General features: G+C 56.3%; 21 protein-coding genes. 17 read left to right on the top strand and 4 right to left on the bottom strand.

Features of this window, described 5'->3' with window-relative positions; genetic code table 11:
- Positions 1–9 precede the first annotated feature (9 nt).
- The 13 genes from ACLQMU_RS06245 (at position 10) to ACLQMU_RS06185 (ending at position 8,407) form a co-directional block, all read left to right on the top strand.
- Positions 10–534, top strand: a complete 525-nt coding sequence (locus ACLQMU_RS06245; RefSeq protein ID WP_422150214.1) for a 50S ribosomal protein L6 — start codon at positions 10–12, stop codon at positions 532–534.
- Between the two features lie 8 nt (positions 535–542).
- The gene (locus ACLQMU_RS06240) at positions 543–1,292 is read left to right on the top strand and encodes a 50S ribosomal protein L32e (protein ID WP_424039483.1); all 750 of its coding nucleotides are present in this window, start codon (positions 543–545) and stop codon (positions 1,290–1,292) included.
- On the top strand, positions 1,285–1,737 hold the full coding sequence (locus tag ACLQMU_RS06235; protein ID WP_422148310.1) for a 50S ribosomal protein L19e: 453 nt from the start codon (positions 1,285–1,287) through the stop codon (positions 1,735–1,737). Before ACLQMU_RS06240 ends, ACLQMU_RS06235 begins: the two co-directional genes overlap by 8 nt.
- Before the next feature lies 1 nt (position 1,738).
- Positions 1,739–2,263, top strand: a complete 525-nt coding sequence (locus tag ACLQMU_RS06230; protein WP_422148311.1) for a 50S ribosomal protein L18 — start codon at positions 1,739–1,741, stop codon at positions 2,261–2,263.
- Complete coding sequence (locus tag ACLQMU_RS06225) at positions 2,264–2,881, top strand: 30S ribosomal protein S5 (protein WP_422148312.1); 618 nt, start codon at positions 2,264–2,266, stop codon at positions 2,879–2,881.
- The gene (locus ACLQMU_RS06220) at positions 2,882–3,343 is read left to right on the top strand and encodes a 50S ribosomal protein L30 (RefSeq protein WP_422148313.1); all 462 of its coding nucleotides are present in this window, start codon (positions 2,882–2,884) and stop codon (positions 3,341–3,343) included.
- 4 nt (positions 3,344–3,347) lie between these two features.
- Positions 3,348–3,776 (top strand): uL15 family ribosomal protein, encoded by a 429-nt coding sequence (locus ACLQMU_RS06215; RefSeq protein ID WP_422148314.1) that lies wholly within the window; start codon positions 3,348–3,350, stop codon positions 3,774–3,776.
- 23 nt (positions 3,777–3,799) lie between these two features.
- Positions 3,800–5,233 (top strand): preprotein translocase subunit SecY, encoded by a 1,434-nt coding sequence (gene secY / locus ACLQMU_RS06210; protein WP_422148315.1) that lies wholly within the window; start codon positions 3,800–3,802, stop codon positions 5,231–5,233.
- Positions 5,234–5,251: 18 nt separating this feature from the next.
- Positions 5,252–5,824, top strand: a complete 573-nt coding sequence (locus ACLQMU_RS06205) for an adenylate kinase (protein WP_422148316.1) — start codon at positions 5,252–5,254, stop codon at positions 5,822–5,824.
- A 20-nt stretch (positions 5,825–5,844) separates the two neighbouring features.
- Positions 5,845–6,456 (top strand): DUF106 domain-containing protein, encoded by a 612-nt coding sequence (locus tag ACLQMU_RS06200; RefSeq protein WP_422148317.1) that lies wholly within the window; start codon positions 5,845–5,847, stop codon positions 6,454–6,456.
- Positions 6,456–7,004, top strand: a complete 549-nt coding sequence (cmk, locus tag ACLQMU_RS06195; protein WP_422148318.1) for a (d)CMP kinase — start codon at positions 6,456–6,458, stop codon at positions 7,002–7,004. Before ACLQMU_RS06200 ends, cmk begins: the two co-directional genes overlap by 1 nt.
- A gap of 91 nt (positions 7,005–7,095) precedes the next feature.
- A complete protein-coding gene (locus ACLQMU_RS06190) occupies positions 7,096–7,527 on the top strand; it encodes a GNAT family N-acetyltransferase (protein WP_422148319.1) in 432 nt (143 codons plus the stop codon).
- Complete coding sequence (locus ACLQMU_RS06185) at positions 7,520–8,407, top strand: DUF2156 domain-containing protein (RefSeq protein ID WP_424039011.1); 888 nt, start codon at positions 7,520–7,522, stop codon at positions 8,405–8,407. The genes ACLQMU_RS06190 and ACLQMU_RS06185 overlap by 8 nt, the downstream gene beginning before the upstream one ends.
- Before the next feature lie 428 nt (positions 8,408–8,835).
- On the opposite strand, the gene ACLQMU_RS06180 is transcribed toward ACLQMU_RS06185, so the two are convergent.
- Together ACLQMU_RS06180 and ACLQMU_RS06175 are read right to left on the bottom strand one after the other, a co-directional pair.
- Positions 8,836–9,441 carry a MarC family protein gene (locus ACLQMU_RS06180; RefSeq protein WP_422149278.1) on the bottom strand — a complete coding sequence of 202 codons (606 nt, stop codon included), beginning with the start codon at positions 9,439–9,441 and terminating at the stop codon, positions 8,836–8,838.
- Positions 9,442–9,509: 68 nt separating this feature from the next.
- The gene (locus ACLQMU_RS06175; RefSeq protein WP_422149279.1) at positions 9,510–10,670 is read right to left on the bottom strand and encodes an APC family permease; all 1,161 of its coding nucleotides are present in this window, start codon (positions 10,668–10,670) and stop codon (positions 9,510–9,512) included.
- Between the two features lie 200 nt (positions 10,671–10,870).
- Between ACLQMU_RS06175 and ACLQMU_RS06170 the strand changes: the two genes are divergently transcribed.
- The 4 genes from ACLQMU_RS06170 to ACLQMU_RS06155 all read left to right on the top strand — a co-directional run bounded on the left by ACLQMU_RS06170 (position 10,871) and on the right by ACLQMU_RS06155 (position 13,638).
- On the top strand, positions 10,871–11,482 hold the full coding sequence (locus ACLQMU_RS06170) for a rubredoxin (protein WP_422149280.1): 612 nt from the start codon (positions 10,871–10,873) through the stop codon (positions 11,480–11,482).
- A gap of 167 nt (positions 11,483–11,649) precedes the next feature.
- A complete protein-coding gene (locus ACLQMU_RS06165) occupies positions 11,650–12,105 on the top strand; it encodes a hypothetical protein (RefSeq protein ID WP_422149281.1) in 456 nt (151 codons plus the stop codon).
- A 129-nt stretch (positions 12,106–12,234) separates the two neighbouring features.
- Complete coding sequence (locus ACLQMU_RS06160) at positions 12,235–12,945, top strand: hypothetical protein (protein ID WP_424039008.1); 711 nt, start codon at positions 12,235–12,237, stop codon at positions 12,943–12,945.
- Between the two features lie 90 nt (positions 12,946–13,035).
- Positions 13,036–13,638, top strand: a complete 603-nt coding sequence (locus ACLQMU_RS06155) for a tetratricopeptide repeat protein (protein ID WP_443673613.1) — start codon at positions 13,036–13,038, stop codon at positions 13,636–13,638.
- A gap of 323 nt (positions 13,639–13,961) precedes the next feature.
- Here ACLQMU_RS06155 and mtrH read toward each other — a convergent pair whose 3' ends face one another.
- Both mtrH and mtrG read right to left on the bottom strand, forming a co-directional pair.
- On the bottom strand, positions 13,962–14,999 hold the full coding sequence (gene mtrH, locus ACLQMU_RS06150; RefSeq protein WP_424039004.1) for a tetrahydromethanopterin S-methyltransferase subunit H: 1,038 nt from the start codon (positions 14,997–14,999) through the stop codon (positions 13,962–13,964).
- Between the two features lie 16 nt (positions 15,000–15,015).
- Positions 15,016–15,371: tetrahydromethanopterin S-methyltransferase subunit MtrG (mtrG, locus tag ACLQMU_RS06145; RefSeq protein WP_422149707.1), on the bottom strand; the 356-nt coding region annotated here is incomplete at its 5' end.

Here is a 15,371-nt window from a genome sequence, read left to right as displayed (position 1 = left end):
GTGCGAATCATGGCAAGCATAAGAAAAGTCAGGATTCCCGAAGGCGTCAAGGTGAAGCTTGAGGGAACGCAGCTTCTGGTGACAGGGCCCAAAGGCCAGCTGGCGCGCAGCGTCCGGTTCCCGCAGGTGACGGTAACCAGCGACGGCAAGGAGATTGTCATCGCAACTGAGTCCAACCGTAAGGAGACCACCGCGATGGTCGGGACGTTTGAGGCACATGCAAAGAACATGTGCCGGGGTGTCTCTGAAGGATTTGAGTACAGGATGAAGGTCGTCTACAGCCACTTCCCGATCCAGCTCAAGCTGCAGGGAAACCGGCTTGAGATTGCCAATTTCCTTGGTGAGAAGAAAGCCCGGTACGCCGACATCACCGAAGGCGTTACCGCAAAGGTGGCAAACGACGAGGTCGTACTCACCGGCATCGACCGCGAAAAGGTCGGAAATACTGCGGCAAATATCGAACACGCAACCCATATCCGTTACCGGGACCCCCGGGTCTTCCAGGACGGCATTTACATGGTACAGAGGGGCTGAACTGAGCGATGACAACTGAAACCAAGCGACTGATCCGTGTGCGCACTGCGAAGGGTGCCGTCTTCAAGCGCGACGGGTTTGGCAAGAAAAAACAGCTCTCCGATTCATGGAGAAAGCCCCGCGGACAGCACAACAAACAGCGGGAGCAGAAGAAGGCGAAAGGCAACCTCCCCAAGCCCGGCTTTGGCAGCCCGGTTGCGGTGCGCGGCATGCACCCCAGCGGGTTCTTTGAAGTGCTGGTGTTCACGGAAAAAGATCTCGAAAATCTTGACGCGAAGACCCAGGCGATCCGGATATCAGCCGGCGTCGGTGCACGCAAGCGTAAGGGCCTCCAGGAAAAGGCAGCCGCGTCAGGCTTCAAGATCCTTAATACCCGCGTGATCAAGGAACGCGTCGCAGAGGAGAAGCCGGCCGCACCAGAGAAGGATACGGTAAAGGCAAAGAAGGACACAAAGGAGACAAAAAAGGCCCCGGCAAAGAAGAGCGCTTCAAATGCAGAAGGTGCCAGGAAGAAGGGCGCTGATGAGAAAAAGCCGGTAAAGGCCGCCGCCACCAAGTCCAAGCCTGCAGCAAAGGAACCTGAAAAGAAGGAAGAGAAAGCCGCAAAGCCCAAGGCAAAGGAAGGGGCAAAGGCTCCTTCCAAGAAACCGGCTCCGGCAAAGACCGAAAAGAAGCCTGCAGCTCCAGAAGAGAAACCCAAAGCGGCAAAGGCAAAAGCAAAGAAAATGTCCTCATCTGAGGTGAAGAAGAATGAGTGACGTCGCCAGCCAGAGACGCATCGCCGCGTCGATACTGAAATGCGGTGTCAACCGTGTCTGGTTCGACCCGGAGCGTCTTTCGGACATCGAGAACGCGATCTCCCGCGAGGACCTGCGCGGGCTTATCACCGATGGCGCCATCAAGGCGCACCAGAAGAAAGGTGTAAGCCGCGGCAGGGCGCGCGTGCGCACCGCGCAACGGTCGTACGGACACCGCAAGGGTGTCGGAAAACGGAAAGGCGCCCTTGGCGCACGAACCCCGAGCAAGCGGGCATGGATCCAGAAGATCCGGGCGATCAGGAAGGCGCTTGTCGCGCTTCGCGGGGAAGGCACCATTGACCGGCACCTGTACCGGGTCATCTACCGCAAGGCAGCCGGCGGGCAGTTCCGGAGTGTCGCTCACATGAAAGCACAGATGGAAATCATTGCCGGGAGGCTGAAGTAACATGGCGACCGGACCACGGTATTTAGTCGCATTCCGCAGGCGAAGAGAAGGCAGAACCGATTATTACCAGAGAACCAAGCTCGTTGTCGCTGATGCGCCGCGCATGGTCGTACGCAGGACGAACCGGCATATCCTCGTGCAGCTGGTCACCGCCGAGATGGACGGAGACAAGACCCTTGTATCGGCCAATTCAGCTGAACTCGAAAAGTACGGCTACACCGGGGCAACCGCAAACACACCTGCAGCATATCTTACAGGCCTGCTCTTCGCCGCAAAGGCAAAAAAAGCAGGGCAGGACCGTGCGATCCTCGATATCGGGCTCAACCGGGCAACCCCGGGAGCACGGGTCTTTGCCGCGCTCAAGGGAGCAGTCGATGCAGGCCTTGAGATCCCGTACGGCGAAGGGATCGTCCCCTCCGAGGAACGGCTTAAGGGTGCGCATATCGCGGCTTACAACGATAAAGCCAAAGATATCGTCAGGAATGTCGAACAGGTGGCAGCCGCCATAAAGAAGGAGCTGGTGTAAATGGCATACGAAAAGGCAGAATGGCGCCCGGTCACCGGTCTTGGCAAGCTTGTCGCATCAGGGGAGATCAAAAGCATCGATCAGGTCCTCGAAAGCGGCAGGCCGATCAAGGAACCCGAGATCGTCGATATGTTCCTCCCGGATCTCGAAGACGAGGTTCTCGATATCGCCATGATGCAGAGAATGACTGACTCGGGCCGCCGTGTCCAGTTCCGCGCCGTCGTCATTGTCGGCAACCGGAACGGGTACATCGGCTTTGGCCAGGGAAAAGATGTCCAAGTCGGTGATGCAATCAAGAAGGCGATTACCAAGGCCAAGATGAATCTCGTAAAGGTGCGCCGCGGGTGCGGCAGCTGGGAATGCGGGTGCGATGTTAAGCACTCCATCCCGATGCAGGTGGAGGGAGCGGCCGGCAGTGTCCGGGTCACCCTCAAGCCGGCACCGCAGGGTATCGGCCTTGTCACCGGTGATATCAGCAAGAAAGTGCTCGAACTCGCCGGTATCAAGGATGTCTGGACCTTTGCACGCGGGCAGACGCGCACGACGATCAACTTCGCAAAGGCGACGTTTAACGCGTTAAAAGAAACCAATATGATCCGTACCGGGGGGTCGGAGTAAATGTACGCAGTCGTGCAGGTCCGCGGCGTGGTCAATACCCGCCGGGACATCAAAGACACGTTAAAGATGCTCCGTCTGCACCACATCAACCACTGCGTGCTCGTGGCAGACACTCCCGAGAACCTCGGGATGATCCGCAAGGTAAAAGATTACGTTGCGTATGGTGAAGTGGACGCAGCGACCCTTGAAACCCTGCTTTCGACCCGTGGCCGTGTGATCGGTGATGATCCCCTGACGGACGAGTACATCAAGTCAAACTCGACGTACAGCAGCATCATCGAATTTGCACAGGCTCTGGCAAAGGGCGAGTCCAGGTTGCGCGACATCCCGGGCCTCAAGCCGGTTCTCCGTCTCCACCCGCCGCGCAAAGGATACAAGACCACGAAGCGCACGTTCGTACAAGGCGGAGCGCTTGGCTATTATGGTCCGGAGATCAATACTCTCCTCTATAAGATGAGGTGAAGAGATGCCAACCAACAAACGTTCAAAATACCGCGGATCGCGGACGTGCGGCGGAGGAACCCATAAGAACCGCCGGGGCGCTGGCAACCGTGGGGGAAGGGGGCGCGCAGGTATCAACGCCCACCACTTTGTCAAGTGGTACATGGAAATGGGCGGACCTGTCTTTGGTAAGAACGGGTTCTTCCATAACCCTGCAGTCACGGTTTCCTCAATGGATGTCGGGATTATCGATCAGATCGTACCCTCGCTCCTTGCCCAGGGAATCGCCAGACAGGAAGGAGATGCAATCGTCTTAAACGCTGCCGATATCGGTATCGAGAAGGTACTGGGCAGCGGCAGGGTAACAAAGAAGCTCAACATCTCTGCAACGGCATTTTCTGAGCAGGCAAAAGCAAAGATCGAGAAGACTGGTGGAAAGGCGCAGGTCGTCTGACCCACCTGATTTTTGGTGAAATAATGGGAGACCTGCTGGATCGAATGGAACCCCTGCTTGCTGCGATGCCCGCAGTCAAGAGCCCGGAGGGGCATGTCCACTTCAAGAACAAACTGATGTGGACCCTGGGAATCTTAATTCTGTATTTTGTGCTCACGAATATCCCGGTATTTGGCTTGAGTTCCGGTGGGACGGATGTATTCAATTATTACCGGGCCCTGCTCGGCGGGGCCTATGGGTCAATTGTCCACCTCGGTATCGGGCCGATCGTCACCGCGTCCATCGTGCTCCAGCTCTTAAAAGGCGCCGACATCCTCCATATCGATACGAGCGAGGCCCGTGGACAGGTCATGTACATGGGTCTCCAGAAGATCCTCATTCTCGTCATGATCGTGATCGAGGCCGCACCCAACCTTGTCGGCGGGTTCATGCAGCCCGATCCCACCATCGCAGCGCAGTTCTTCGGCGGCAACCTCTTCGCCGTCTCGCTGTTAATCTTTATCCAGATCTGTATCGGCGGTGTCCTTGTCTTCTTGATGGATGAAGTGGTCACCAAGTGGGGTATCGGTTCCGGTGTCGGGCTCTTCATCATTGCCGGTATCTCCCAGGCCCTCGTGAACGGGTTCATCAACTGGACCGCTGTCAGCGATCCCTATCCGATCGGGTTTTTCCCGCGCCTTTTCGCAGTCGTGCTTGACGGTGCGAATTTTATCCAGTACTTCGGAGCGAATCTCCTTGCCTTTGCCACAACGATCATCATCTTCTTAATCATCGTCTACGTGGAATCCACCCGCATTGAGATCCCCCTTGCCCATGCACAGGTGAGGGGTGCCCGGGCACGTTTCCCGGTCAAGCTGATCTATGCCAGTGTCCTGCCAATGATCCTCGTCAGGGTGCTCCAGGCCAACATCCAGATGGTGGGGATGTTCCTCTCCAACGTGGGCATCACCATCCTGGGTAAATTCAACGGCCAGGTCCCCCAGTCCGGCCTGATGTACTTCCTTGCACCTATTAACGGCCCGACCGACTGGATGTGGTGGGCGACCGATCTCGGGCATGCCCCATGGCAAGTCATGCTGCGTATGGGTATCGATATCACGTTCATGGTGGTCGGCGGTGCGATCTTCGCACTCTTCTGGATCAAGACCGCAGGTCTCGATTCAAAGGACGTGGCCCGGCAGATCCAGATGTCCGGTATGTCTATCCCGGGATACCGGAGAAATCCGCAGGTGCTGGAGAAGTACCTTGACCGGTACATCCCCCGTGTCACGGTTATCGGCGGGGTGTTCATCGGTATCCTCAGTGTGATCGCGAACCTCTTCGGTGTTATCGGGGCTGTCAGCGGAACGGGGTTGTTACTGACCGTGAGTATCACGTATAGGCTGTACGAAGAGATAGCGAGCCAACAGATCATGGAGATGTATCCGTTCATGCGGACGTTCTTTGGCAAAGAATGATTGATGAAGGGAACAGGAATGGCAGGAAAAAAAGTCATTATCACGGGTGTGCCGGGTGTCGGTAAGACCACGGTTATCAACGAGGCGTTAGCAAAACTCAAAAACGAAGGGGTGGAATACCAGCCCATCAATTTTGGCTCCTTCATGTTCGAAGTGGCCAAAAGCGAGGGGCTCGTGGAAAACCGCGACCAGATGCGCACGCTCGAGCGGGCCGATCAGAAACGGCTCCAGCAGCGTGCAGCGCAGGCGATTGCAAAGATTCCCGGCAACGTCATGATCGACACGCACGCATCGGTGAAAACCCCCCGGGGGTACCTCGCCGGGCTTCCCGAATGGGTGCTCCGCGAGATCATGCCCGATGTTATCATACTCGTTGAAACAGATAATGACCAGATCCTCATGCGGCGCCTGACCGACGAAACGAGAAGCCGTGACAAGGAAGGTGCACGTGCGATTGCCGAGCACCAGCAGTTCAACCGGTCTATTGCCGCTGCGTATGCCATGGTAACCGGCTGTACTATCAGGATCATCACCAACGCCGATCACCTGCTGGACCTCGCCGCCGTGGAGATGGCGGACGTCCTGAGGTAATCCCTTTGTAAGGTGACTACATGAACTTTGGAAAATTCTGGGAAAAATACGGATTATACATCGCCCTGCTCTTCATGATGCTGATGATGTTCTCCTACAGCGTACAGTGGCTGCGGGTTGGTGTGGGAGAGGCGATCGATTCGGTTTTTGCCCCTCTGGTCGAAGTGTTCGGGATACCGTTTTTTATCCTGATCGTGATCCTTTCGGCGGCTACCGGCCTGTACTCCTCCATTATCCAGAAATATACGATCGACTACGAGCGGATGACCGATGTGCAGGATCGGATGAAGGGATTCCAGAAAGAGTACCGGGAGGCTATGTTATCCCAGGATGAAAAACGGATCAAGAAACTGGATGTGAAAAAAGACCGGATGATGAAGGAGCAGCTCGAGCTCTCGCAGCAGCAGTTCAAGCCGATGGCATACATCCTGGTCCTGACCGTCCCGATCTTCTTCTGGCTCCTGTACCGGCTCAGCCAGATCAATAATACGATCACGCTTCCCTACTATGGGACGGTGAGCCTGACGGCACCCCTGCTCTGGGTCATTCCTGCATGGATCATCTGGTACATGATCTGTTCGATCACGATCAGCCAGGTGATAAGAAAGGCCCTCAATATCGGGGGAATCTGATGCGGATCACCGTGAGCGGGCTTCCCGGTAGCGGGACAACCTCGCTCTCACGGTATCTTGCAGAGAACCACGGTTTTACGATGATCTCGGCCGGCGAGGTCTTCCGTGAATGCGCAAAAGAGCACAACATGGAACTTGCCGAATTCGGCCGGCTTGCCGAGAAAGATGCGGCCTACGACAAGATGATCGATGCCCGGCAAAAAGAGATCGCGGAGAAAAAAGACAATATTATCGTCGAGGGGCGGCTCTCGGGCTGGATGGTGGAAAAAGCCGATCTCAGGATCTGGTTGTTTGCCCCCATCGCCTGCCGGCTCGAACGGATCGTTTTCCGCGACCATATTGCCGATGTAGAGACGGCAAAGGCGATCACGGTCGAACGCGAGCATTGCGAAGCGGTGCGGTACCGGCAGTACTACGATATTGATATCAGCGATCTCTCCATCTACCACCTTATCCTCAACTCGGAGCACTGGGGGATCGGGGATCTCGGGGCGATAGTCGATACCGCGGTGGGGCAGTTGCAGGCGGATCGCCGGAAGTCAGCATAGCTGGTCTTGGAATGACAACGACGGCCCGGTACCTGCAGGAAAAATCGCTCTCTTTTCTTTTACGGTCTTTTTACCCGGGAGGCTGCGTGCGATGAGTGCGGATGATATCAGCGTTGCGCTTGTCAGCTCGTGGGATGCGAGAGAGATCGTGGCACTGTACCGGGCCGGCGGATGGTGGAAGGACGAGTACGATCCTGCCGAGGTTCCCCGGCTTATCAGCGGCAGTTTTGCGTTCGTGGTTGCCGCCGATAAAAATACTGGCCGTGCGGTCGGGATGGGGCGCGTGATTTCGGATGGCGTATCAGATGCATATATCCAGGATCTTGTTGTGCTCCCCGGGTACCGCCGGCGGGATCTGGGGACAGCGATGATTTCCCTCCTCGTTCGCCGGTGCCGGGATGCAGGGATCTCCTGGATTGCCCTCGTTGCCGAGCCCGACTCGGAAAATTTCTACCTCCCGCTGGGATTTGCCCGGATGGAGGGGCATGTCCCGCTGATCTACCGGGGGGCGCCTGATGCTTGAACAGGAGGATTTCAGGCCGGTGACCCTCGCTGACCGGGCTTTTTTCGAGCACCACTACGCGTTGTATCCCCAGACCCACAGCGACAATACGTTCACGAATATGGCCTGCTGGAACCATTTTGCCCAGTACCGGTACGCATTCGTGAACGGGAACATCGTCCTGGCAAGTACTATTGCCGGTGTAACCCGGTTCCGCCCTCCCATCGGCCCCCGCGACCCTGCGCTTATGAAAGACCTGATCCGCTTTGCGATGGAGATAGGCGACGATACCCCGGTCGTCCTCATCGATCCGGCGACGGTGGGATGGATGCGGGAGATCGATCCTTCCCTCACCCTTGTCCCGGACCGGAATCACTTTGAATACGTGTACCGGGCCTCCGACCTTGCTGAACTCCCGGGAAAGAACTACCTCAAGATCCGCAGCCAGATCAACAGGTTCCGGAAAAACTGCTCACACACGGTCGAGCCGATCACGGCCGAGAACCGGGTGGAAGTGATGGAATTCCTGGTGAAGTGGTGCGAGTGGAAGGGATGCGAGAACGACCTTGTGCTCGCCCACGAAAAGGAAGCGGTCTTCTATGCGATCGAGCATTTCACCGAACTTCCCCTGCGCGGCCTTATGATCCGGGTCAATTCGCAGGTCGCTGCCATTTCCCTCTTCGAACGCCTCAATGAGGATACCGCACTCGTCCATTTCGAGAAAGGCCTGCCGGACTGTGAAGGGATCTATAAGGCGATCAACATGGAAACCGCTGCCCTGCTGGCAGGTGAAGTGGAGTACATCAACCGGGAGAGCGATCTCGGCGTTGCCGGTCTCCGGGAGGCAAAGATGCGGTACCACCCGCATCACATGGTCGAGGTCTGGTCGCTCAAACGGTGAACCGGGCGCTCATTGCACTTCCGTCTTTTTCCGGCTCTGTAGGCACCTTTAGTTTTTTAAAAATTGCACAACGCATGGTGACGGAGAGGGAACAGTTTTTGTCGCCCGGACCGCTCCTGTGCCTTGCAAAGATGCCCGTATACCCCCCTCATGAATGATGGGTGCCGCCGCCCCCGAAGGGACGCACCCGCGGGGATCAAAAACCAGAACAAACGAAAAATCAACACGAAAAACTCCCTGCCCGGCCGTGCCCCGGGGGTCCTGATGCGGGGAGACCTCGCACATTTTTTTTTCGTTTTTTTTGATCCCGTACTGAACTTAATCGGTTTGTGTTTGTTTTTTCCAGAGCTGAAGGATCATTTATTTAAAATGCCACGGTGCTTTGTGCCTTTTTTGAAAATGGATCCAGATCCAAAAGGGACTCCTGTTCAGACAGGGAATGGCAGGCCCAGCGTTCCCATGATCCCGGAGAAGATGATCTTTACGGCAATGGCTGCAACCAGCATACCCAGCACTCTTCCCATGATATCCGTGACAACGCTTCCGAGAAGGTTCTGGATACCTGCAGAAAAATACAGGATGATCCAAGTCGCCACAAGCGAGAGGGTGATCGCAATAAACGGTATGAGGATGCCGTAATCTTTTGAGAGGAGCATCACGGTCGTAATCGCGCCGGGGCCGCAGAGAATAGGAGTGCCGATGACGACACCGGCTGCTGTCGGGGACTGGTCTTTCGACCTGCAGATATCAAGACCGAGTGCCATCTGCATACCCAGAAGGAACAACAGGATCCCGCCGGCGATCTGGAACGTGGAGAGTGTCAGGCCGAGGATCTCAAAAATTGTGGTATTGAAGACGAGGAAAATATACATCAGCCCGCCGGCGACTGCCACTGCAATGAATGCCTGCTTGTGGATCTCCCGTGATGATTGCCCTTTTGTCATGCCTGCAAAGATCGGAACCGATAAGATCGGGTCGAGGATCACAAAGAGCGCCGCAAATGCGTAGATTACGCCTGAAAGAAGGTCCGCCATATCTTTACTTCAGATCATGGGTGGTTCTGACGGATAAATTCACGGGCTTTGTCTTCGTATCAGGACTCTCACAACAAAAAATAAAGGAGGAGAATGGCGAGCGTAGACAGGGCGCCGGCTGCAGATACCACCCGCATCCGTGTCTCCCTGACGAGAATCCATGAGGCGATGCAGAAAAACAGGTAGGGGATAAGGGTCGTAATCACGGATATGCCTGCCAGCTGGTCAAAGTGATTGGAGAAGAGCAGGAGGCCTGCGGCAATACCGCAGCCGGCGACCAACGCAGAAACCGGCGTGCCCCGGGTACCCAGGTCACGGAGCCGGGGGATGCCGAACCGCGCCGAGAAGTTCTGGAGGATTCGTGAGGTACCGACGATATACGCATTGATCGCCGAAAGCATAGCGATGATACCGATGCAGACCACCACGGGTCCTGCGTCTGCCATGACAAGTGCGGCGGCGGTTGCGACCGGGGCCGGCGATGCGGCGAGCACGGCTGCACCGACGCTGCCGATGAGCGCGATATTGAGGAGGAGATAGACCGAGACGACGATCCCCATGACCCACAAAAGGGATGTCCTGATAAGCCGGGGGTCGGTCGTTTCTTCGACAGGAATGGCGCTGATCTCGAACCCGGTAAACGGCCAGTACACGATAACAACCGTCGCAAGCAGGCCGGCGGTGGTGAGCGGGGTCGCGGGAACCAGGTTTTCCATCCGGATGAACGGGAGAAGAAGGAGCGCTATCACGATCAGCGGGACGATCTTGATGAGCGTGAGTACGGTTTCGGTCTTTCCCGCGAGGGAGATCCCGATGATATTGATGCAGCAGAACGCGGCGATTACCAGAATCTCGATGATGAGGACCTGCGTGAGCCCGAAGTAACCGATATACTGCCCGATCCCGGCGGCGATGGTCGAGATGCCGAAGATGGAGGAAACAAGGTATATGACGATTAATGGCGCTGCCGCCTTCCGGCCAAGAACCGATTCGAAGAGAGTGTAAAACCCCCCTGAATCCATAAACCGGGCAGACACCGAGGCAAGGGAGAAAAGGACGCAGGAAGCTGAGATGGCAACAATCAGCCAGGCGAACAGCGACCAGACACCGGTGAGCCGCGCGGCAATACCCGGGACGACAAAGATGCCGGATCCGATCGTGCCCCCGACCCCGAGACTAACCAGCTCAAAAAACCCGAGTGATCGACGGTAGGAAGTGATTTCAGCCATAGTGCGGGTCCTTGTCCGGGTTGCAATGAGGGGATGAGTCCGGGACTACCGGTATTTGTAGGGGACGGGATACATCAGGTTCTCCCTGTCGGTTTGGTTGCATCATTCATAATATATAATATCCGGTAACTGCCATCATCCGTTATAGCGGACGTGCCGGGCAAACAATCCCCCCGGGCCGCCCGGTTCGGAGAGTATTCATGCCAGGAACAAAGAAAGTTTCCGGATCTTCCGGAACCAAAGGGGGAAAGCGGGTTGTGCGCCCGGCAAAGTCCCCGGTACCGTTGAAAAGAGCCGCGCCGGCAAAAAAGGCTGCACCGTCAAAGAAAACCACAGCGATAAAAAAAGGGAAGGCCGAATCAGCCCTGAAGACAAAGGCCGGCGGGGCAAAGGCCGGGAAAAAATCCCCGGCAAAGAAGGTCCCCACCTGGAAACTGAAGCGGTACCGGTGTCGGCTCTGCGGCTATGTCTACTCGCCGCTCCGTGGGGAACCGCACAATGGTATCCCGGCGGGAACGCCCTTTGAAGACCTCCCCGAAGACTATGTCTGCCCGGTCTGCGGGTACCAGGGCCGGGGCAAGATCGGCAAATGGGGTTTTGACGAGTGGGCACCCACCCGGTACATCTGTTCGATCTGCGGGTACGTGTATGACGAGAAACGCGGTGAACCCCACCGGGGCATAAAGCCCGGGACAAAGTTCGACGATCTTCCTGAAGATTACAAATGTCCAGTCTGCGCCCAGGACCCGAAGATCAGCGTCCAGTTCGGGAAGGTGTTAAAACAGGGTTTCGAGCCGCTCGATATCACGTAGGATCACAAGGGAGAAAGCCTGCGATACCATTCCCTTTTTTTCAAACGTCAGGCGCCCACGGTGTCGTTCCCGGCGTAAAAGGGCGTATCTTAATACCTTATACGTCCATGCTGAATGTGCACACACTACACATGTGATTTCATCTGCTGATGGTACGGGGGTGTCAGATGCACAAGAGCCAGGATCCGGTGATGCAGCAGAAACGCGAGGTGCTCGCCCGGTTCCTCGGTGTGGACAAAACTGCGCTCCATATCTCGAACGGCCACCTATACGGGTTCAAGGCGTTTTTCCATGGTAATGATGAAGCGTATCTCGTGCTTTCGGATGCGGAGGCAACGCAGGCCGCTGAGACCGCGGTGCAGGAAAAACTCTGGCTCATCTCCCTTGAGTCACTCTTTGCTTATTTTGATATCGAAGCCTCTCCTGCCGACCTGCTGGGGAAGGTCAAGACAAAGGAGATCCGGCAGGCAAACGAGGAGATCAAAAAACTGATCTATCATACCTGCGGCATGGAACCCCTCCGGAAACGGATGCTCTCGTACGGCAACCGGAAGAACCTGCTTGCAGACTACGATCAGGCCGAGCATTACCGGGACGGGTTCTTCATCTATCGCCTGTATTAATCGTTTCAGGAACGTCCCGGCCCCCACCCCCGCTTTCTTTTTAGCTGCCGTTTTCGTCGTGGATACGTAAAATGGGGAGTTCCCGCCAGTCCCGCAACAAATATACCCCCCGGTAGTTTATATTCTGGTATGAACCCGAAACGCCCGTTTTTTTCGCATCCTTCCGGCACCATCATGATCGTGCTGCTCTGTATGGCATCGTGCCTGCTGGTGGCAGGTGCCTGTGCGGCAGATGTGTACGTTACCGGGTATCTCGGGGATATCATCGACATGCACGGCTCCTCGTACCGGGGCACCCAGGTGTACCTGTTTATGACCGGCCCAGGTCTCCCCACCGACGGCGTGACCCTCACCGACGTGACGCAGCGTGCCGACCAGGGACAGTTCACCATCGTTGAACTCGACAGCAGCCAGCAGTGGTGGTTTAACTGGGACACCTCGCGGATCTGGAACGAGATAAACCCAGGGACCTATACCGTTTACGTTAGCACGGAACCTGTCGATTACTCGCACCTGGGCGGCAGCGACACGTACAAGACCCTCTCGGTGTACCTGCAGGATCCGGGTAACCGCAAAGGGGGCAGCAGCAGCTCGTCCTACACTCTGCATCTCGACGCTCAGGTCACTACCCCGCCCACAGTGCAATCGGTGGAGATCCCTGCCCCGGCCATCCCTTCCACTCCCGCCCAGCAGCCGACAGTACCGGTGCCACCCGTTGTTACCACGCAGGCCTCTGCGATCACAACCACCACAAAAGCGGCAATGCAGCCCATGACTCCGATCATCGCCGTGATGGGCGGTGCCGGTCTGCTCCTGTACCCGGCAACCCGTCGCCGGTAGTGGCTCTTTTGGGCTCTTTTTACCATCTTTTTTCCCTACGCGGGTATTTTATTACGGATCGTGCGTATCTGTGTATGATGGGATATGGACATGACAGCAATGCTTGAGGCGGCGCATCACCTTGCCCTGGTCGGGCGGTACGACGATGCCCTCGCCGAATATGAAAAGGTTCTTGCAGAAGACGCTGGCAATACCACGGCGCTTGAACAGAAGGGAGAGGTCTTTTACGCCCTCGGCCGGCATGAGGATGCCATTGCCTGTTATGACCGTGCGCTTGAAAAAAACCCGCATCTTCTGACGACCTGGTACGAAAAAGGGTATACCCTGCGCAAGGTCGGCAGGTTCGCGGAATCGATCGCGTGTTTCGAGCGTGCCCTTGCCCTTGACCCGGACTTCACGCTCGCCCTTGCAAACAAAGGCTATGCCCTCAATGCGCTGGGGAGATACGACGATGCCATCGCCTGCTTCGACCACATTCTCGATGCCGGCCAGAATAATATCCGGGCAATGACTGCAAGGGGAATTGCCCTGCTGGGCCTTGGCCGGAACAAAGAAGCGCTGGCAGCTTTCGATCTGGCGATCAGCATCAACCCGATCAATTCCTTTGTCTGGCAGCACAGGGCCGAGGCCCTGCACCGGTTGGGACGCACCGCGGAAGCTGAGGAGAGCCTCCGGCACGTATTCGGTACATGAAGTGGTCGACGGGGGGAAGACCATATCCTCCCGTGAACGATGAGTGCCGCCCCTGCGGCGGATCAGGGAGGAAATAAAAATACTTCCTGCCCCCCGTGCCCCGGAGGGGTGTTTGCGGCGGAGAGGCATTCGCACATTTTTACCGGTTTTGGTCCCGGTGCCTGTCCGCGCAGTTCACGTCAGATTCCCGGGAGAACCGGAAAAATCCTTTTTTGGGGATAACGATGGACGTTTTAACAAAGATTAGATCCCCGTCGTCCGCTATCATTCTGTCCTGAAACATCCCGTGCGGGAAAAAAATAGGGATCCGTGGTATCCACGGATCAGATGAGTTTAAAGATTGGGTGGCTTTCTGCCTTGCACTCGACCCCGAGCTGGCGGGTTGCCTCAAGGACGGTGATGTCCGTGTAGGCCTGTGCGGTGATCATTGCTTCGACGTTCTCAATCGGGCCGTACATAATCAGATCGGCACCGAGCGTGCTTGCAATCATGTTGCAGCCGATATCGGGTGCTGACCATGCAGCCTGCTTGATGCCCTCTATGCCACCGAGGTAGTGGTGGGACATCTGTTCGAGCAGGACATCCTTGCCCTTGTAGCCTTCTGCAAGGACGGAGGGGGTCTTCGAAGTGCCTTTCCAGCGCTTGAGCCAGGTCCAGGAGACCGTCATGTTGTGGTATGCGCCACCGGTCGGGTAGCCGTGGATGGCTTTGCAGGCGAGGATTTCGCGGTAGGAACCACCGGAGCCAAGGCCGAGGGGGGTTGCCGCGGTGTCCAGGATCGGGCGGGTGATACCGCAGTATTCTGCAATCTCGAGCATCCCTTTTGTCTGTCCTGCGACGCCACCTTCGACGAGCACTTTCTCCCGGCCCGCGACTGACGGGTCTGCCGGGTTGAATGCGAGAACAATCGCTGCGTCTACATCACTGTTCTTTAATGCCTCGATGCTTTCGGGCAGGATCGAGCCGTTGATCGAGTTGTAGATCGCACGGTGTGCAAGCCCGACATCAGTGACGTACTTGCACGCGTGGGCAAGCGCTTTCGGGACTGATGAGTCCATTAAGAATGCGGTCTTGTTGTCGATACTGTCGAACCAGCTGAAATAGCTCTCGAATGCTTCCCCGTATTCCGCAATGATCTGGATGAAATGCGGAATGCCGGTCATATCAGAGAGTACCTGACAGCGGTTCCAGAGTGCTTCCGCTTTTGCCTTGTCAATCTTTCCTGTCTTGTCGTCAAGCACGCACTCGTGCTTGTTATAGAAGATTGAAGCACCCAATACGGTCGGATATTCGCCGGGCTGTCCACCAATCTTGGTGCCGTTGAAGTCCCAGACCTTCTGTTCTTTCTCAAACTTGAACATGTTTTTTACACCTCCATTACACCAATGCCATCAATTTCTGGAGCATAAACAGCAGCATGACAAATACGATTAAGCCTGCGACGAGGCCGTACAGTATGCCGATATCGCGTCCGATCTTTCTCCCAACACGCTGTGCCACTTCAGCATCCACGAACTCGAGTTTCTTCTCGACCTTGTCGAGCCTCTTCTCGATCTCGAGGAACTGGGGGTTCGCCCCTGCTGCCGCGACTTCAGCGCTGCCGGCAGCTTCCTTGACTTCGACGACGATGGGGTCGGCGGCAAAGGCGCCGGGGTCTTTCGCCTTGAGTTCGTTGATCTTGGCCTTGATGGCGGCGAGGTCCTCGGTCTCCATGATATTGACGACGGTAATCT

Origin of the sequence: Methanoregula sp., from assembly GCF_052325125.1 — an archaeon.
Taxonomy (GTDB): domain Archaea; phylum Halobacteriota; class Methanomicrobia; order Methanomicrobiales; family Methanospirillaceae; genus Methanoregula.
Note: the sequence above shows the minus strand (reverse complement) of the source record. Positions and strands in the feature narration are given on the sequence as shown.

Excerpts from the sequence above, each read along its gene's own strand:
- ACLQMU_RS06175 (WP_422149279.1), bottom strand. The coding sequence starts at position 10,670 with ATGGCTGAAATCACTTCCTACCGTCGATCACTCGGGTTTTTTGAGCTG.
- ACLQMU_RS06230 (WP_422148311.1), top strand. The coding sequence starts at position 1,739 with ATGGCGACCGGACCACGGTATTTAGTCGCATTCCGCAGGCGAAGAGAA.
- ACLQMU_RS06190 (WP_422148319.1), top strand. The coding sequence starts at position 7,096 with ATGAGTGCGGATGATATCAGCGTTGCGCTTGTCAGCTCGTGGGATGCG.
- ACLQMU_RS06225 (WP_422148312.1), top strand. The coding sequence starts at position 2,264 with ATGGCATACGAAAAGGCAGAATGGCGCCCGGTCACCGGTCTTGGCAAG.
- ACLQMU_RS06155 (WP_443673613.1), top strand. The coding sequence starts at position 13,036 with ATGACAGCAATGCTTGAGGCGGCGCATCACCTTGCCCTGGTCGGGCGG.
- ACLQMU_RS06235 (WP_422148310.1), top strand. The coding sequence starts at position 1,285 with ATGAGTGACGTCGCCAGCCAGAGACGCATCGCCGCGTCGATACTGAAA.
- ACLQMU_RS06170 (WP_422149280.1), top strand. The coding sequence starts at position 10,871 with ATGCCAGGAACAAAGAAAGTTTCCGGATCTTCCGGAACCAAAGGGGGA.
- ACLQMU_RS06185 (WP_424039011.1), top strand. The coding sequence starts at position 7,520 with ATGCTTGAACAGGAGGATTTCAGGCCGGTGACCCTCGCTGACCGGGCT.
- cmk (WP_422148318.1), top strand. The coding sequence starts at position 6,456 with ATGCGGATCACCGTGAGCGGGCTTCCCGGTAGCGGGACAACCTCGCTC.
- mtrH (WP_424039004.1), bottom strand. The coding sequence starts at position 14,999 with ATGTTCAAGTTTGAGAAAGAACAGAAGGTCTGGGACTTCAACGGCACC.
- ACLQMU_RS06160 (WP_424039008.1), top strand. The coding sequence starts at position 12,235 with ATGAACCCGAAACGCCCGTTTTTTTCGCATCCTTCCGGCACCATCATG.
- secY (WP_422148315.1), top strand. The coding sequence starts at position 3,800 with ATGGGAGACCTGCTGGATCGAATGGAACCCCTGCTTGCTGCGATGCCC.
- ACLQMU_RS06205 (WP_422148316.1), top strand. The coding sequence starts at position 5,252 with ATGGCAGGAAAAAAAGTCATTATCACGGGTGTGCCGGGTGTCGGTAAG.
- ACLQMU_RS06220 (WP_422148313.1), top strand. The coding sequence starts at position 2,882 with ATGTACGCAGTCGTGCAGGTCCGCGGCGTGGTCAATACCCGCCGGGAC.
- ACLQMU_RS06215 (WP_422148314.1), top strand. The coding sequence starts at position 3,348 with ATGCCAACCAACAAACGTTCAAAATACCGCGGATCGCGGACGTGCGGC.
- ACLQMU_RS06200 (WP_422148317.1), top strand. The coding sequence starts at position 5,845 with ATGAACTTTGGAAAATTCTGGGAAAAATACGGATTATACATCGCCCTG.
- ACLQMU_RS06180 (WP_422149278.1), bottom strand. The coding sequence starts at position 9,441 with ATGGCGGACCTTCTTTCAGGCGTAATCTACGCATTTGCGGCGCTCTTT.
- ACLQMU_RS06245 (WP_422150214.1), top strand. The coding sequence starts at position 10 with ATGGCAAGCATAAGAAAAGTCAGGATTCCCGAAGGCGTCAAGGTGAAG.
- ACLQMU_RS06240 (WP_424039483.1), top strand. The coding sequence starts at position 543 with ATGACAACTGAAACCAAGCGACTGATCCGTGTGCGCACTGCGAAGGGT.
- ACLQMU_RS06165 (WP_422149281.1), top strand. The coding sequence starts at position 11,650 with ATGCACAAGAGCCAGGATCCGGTGATGCAGCAGAAACGCGAGGTGCTC.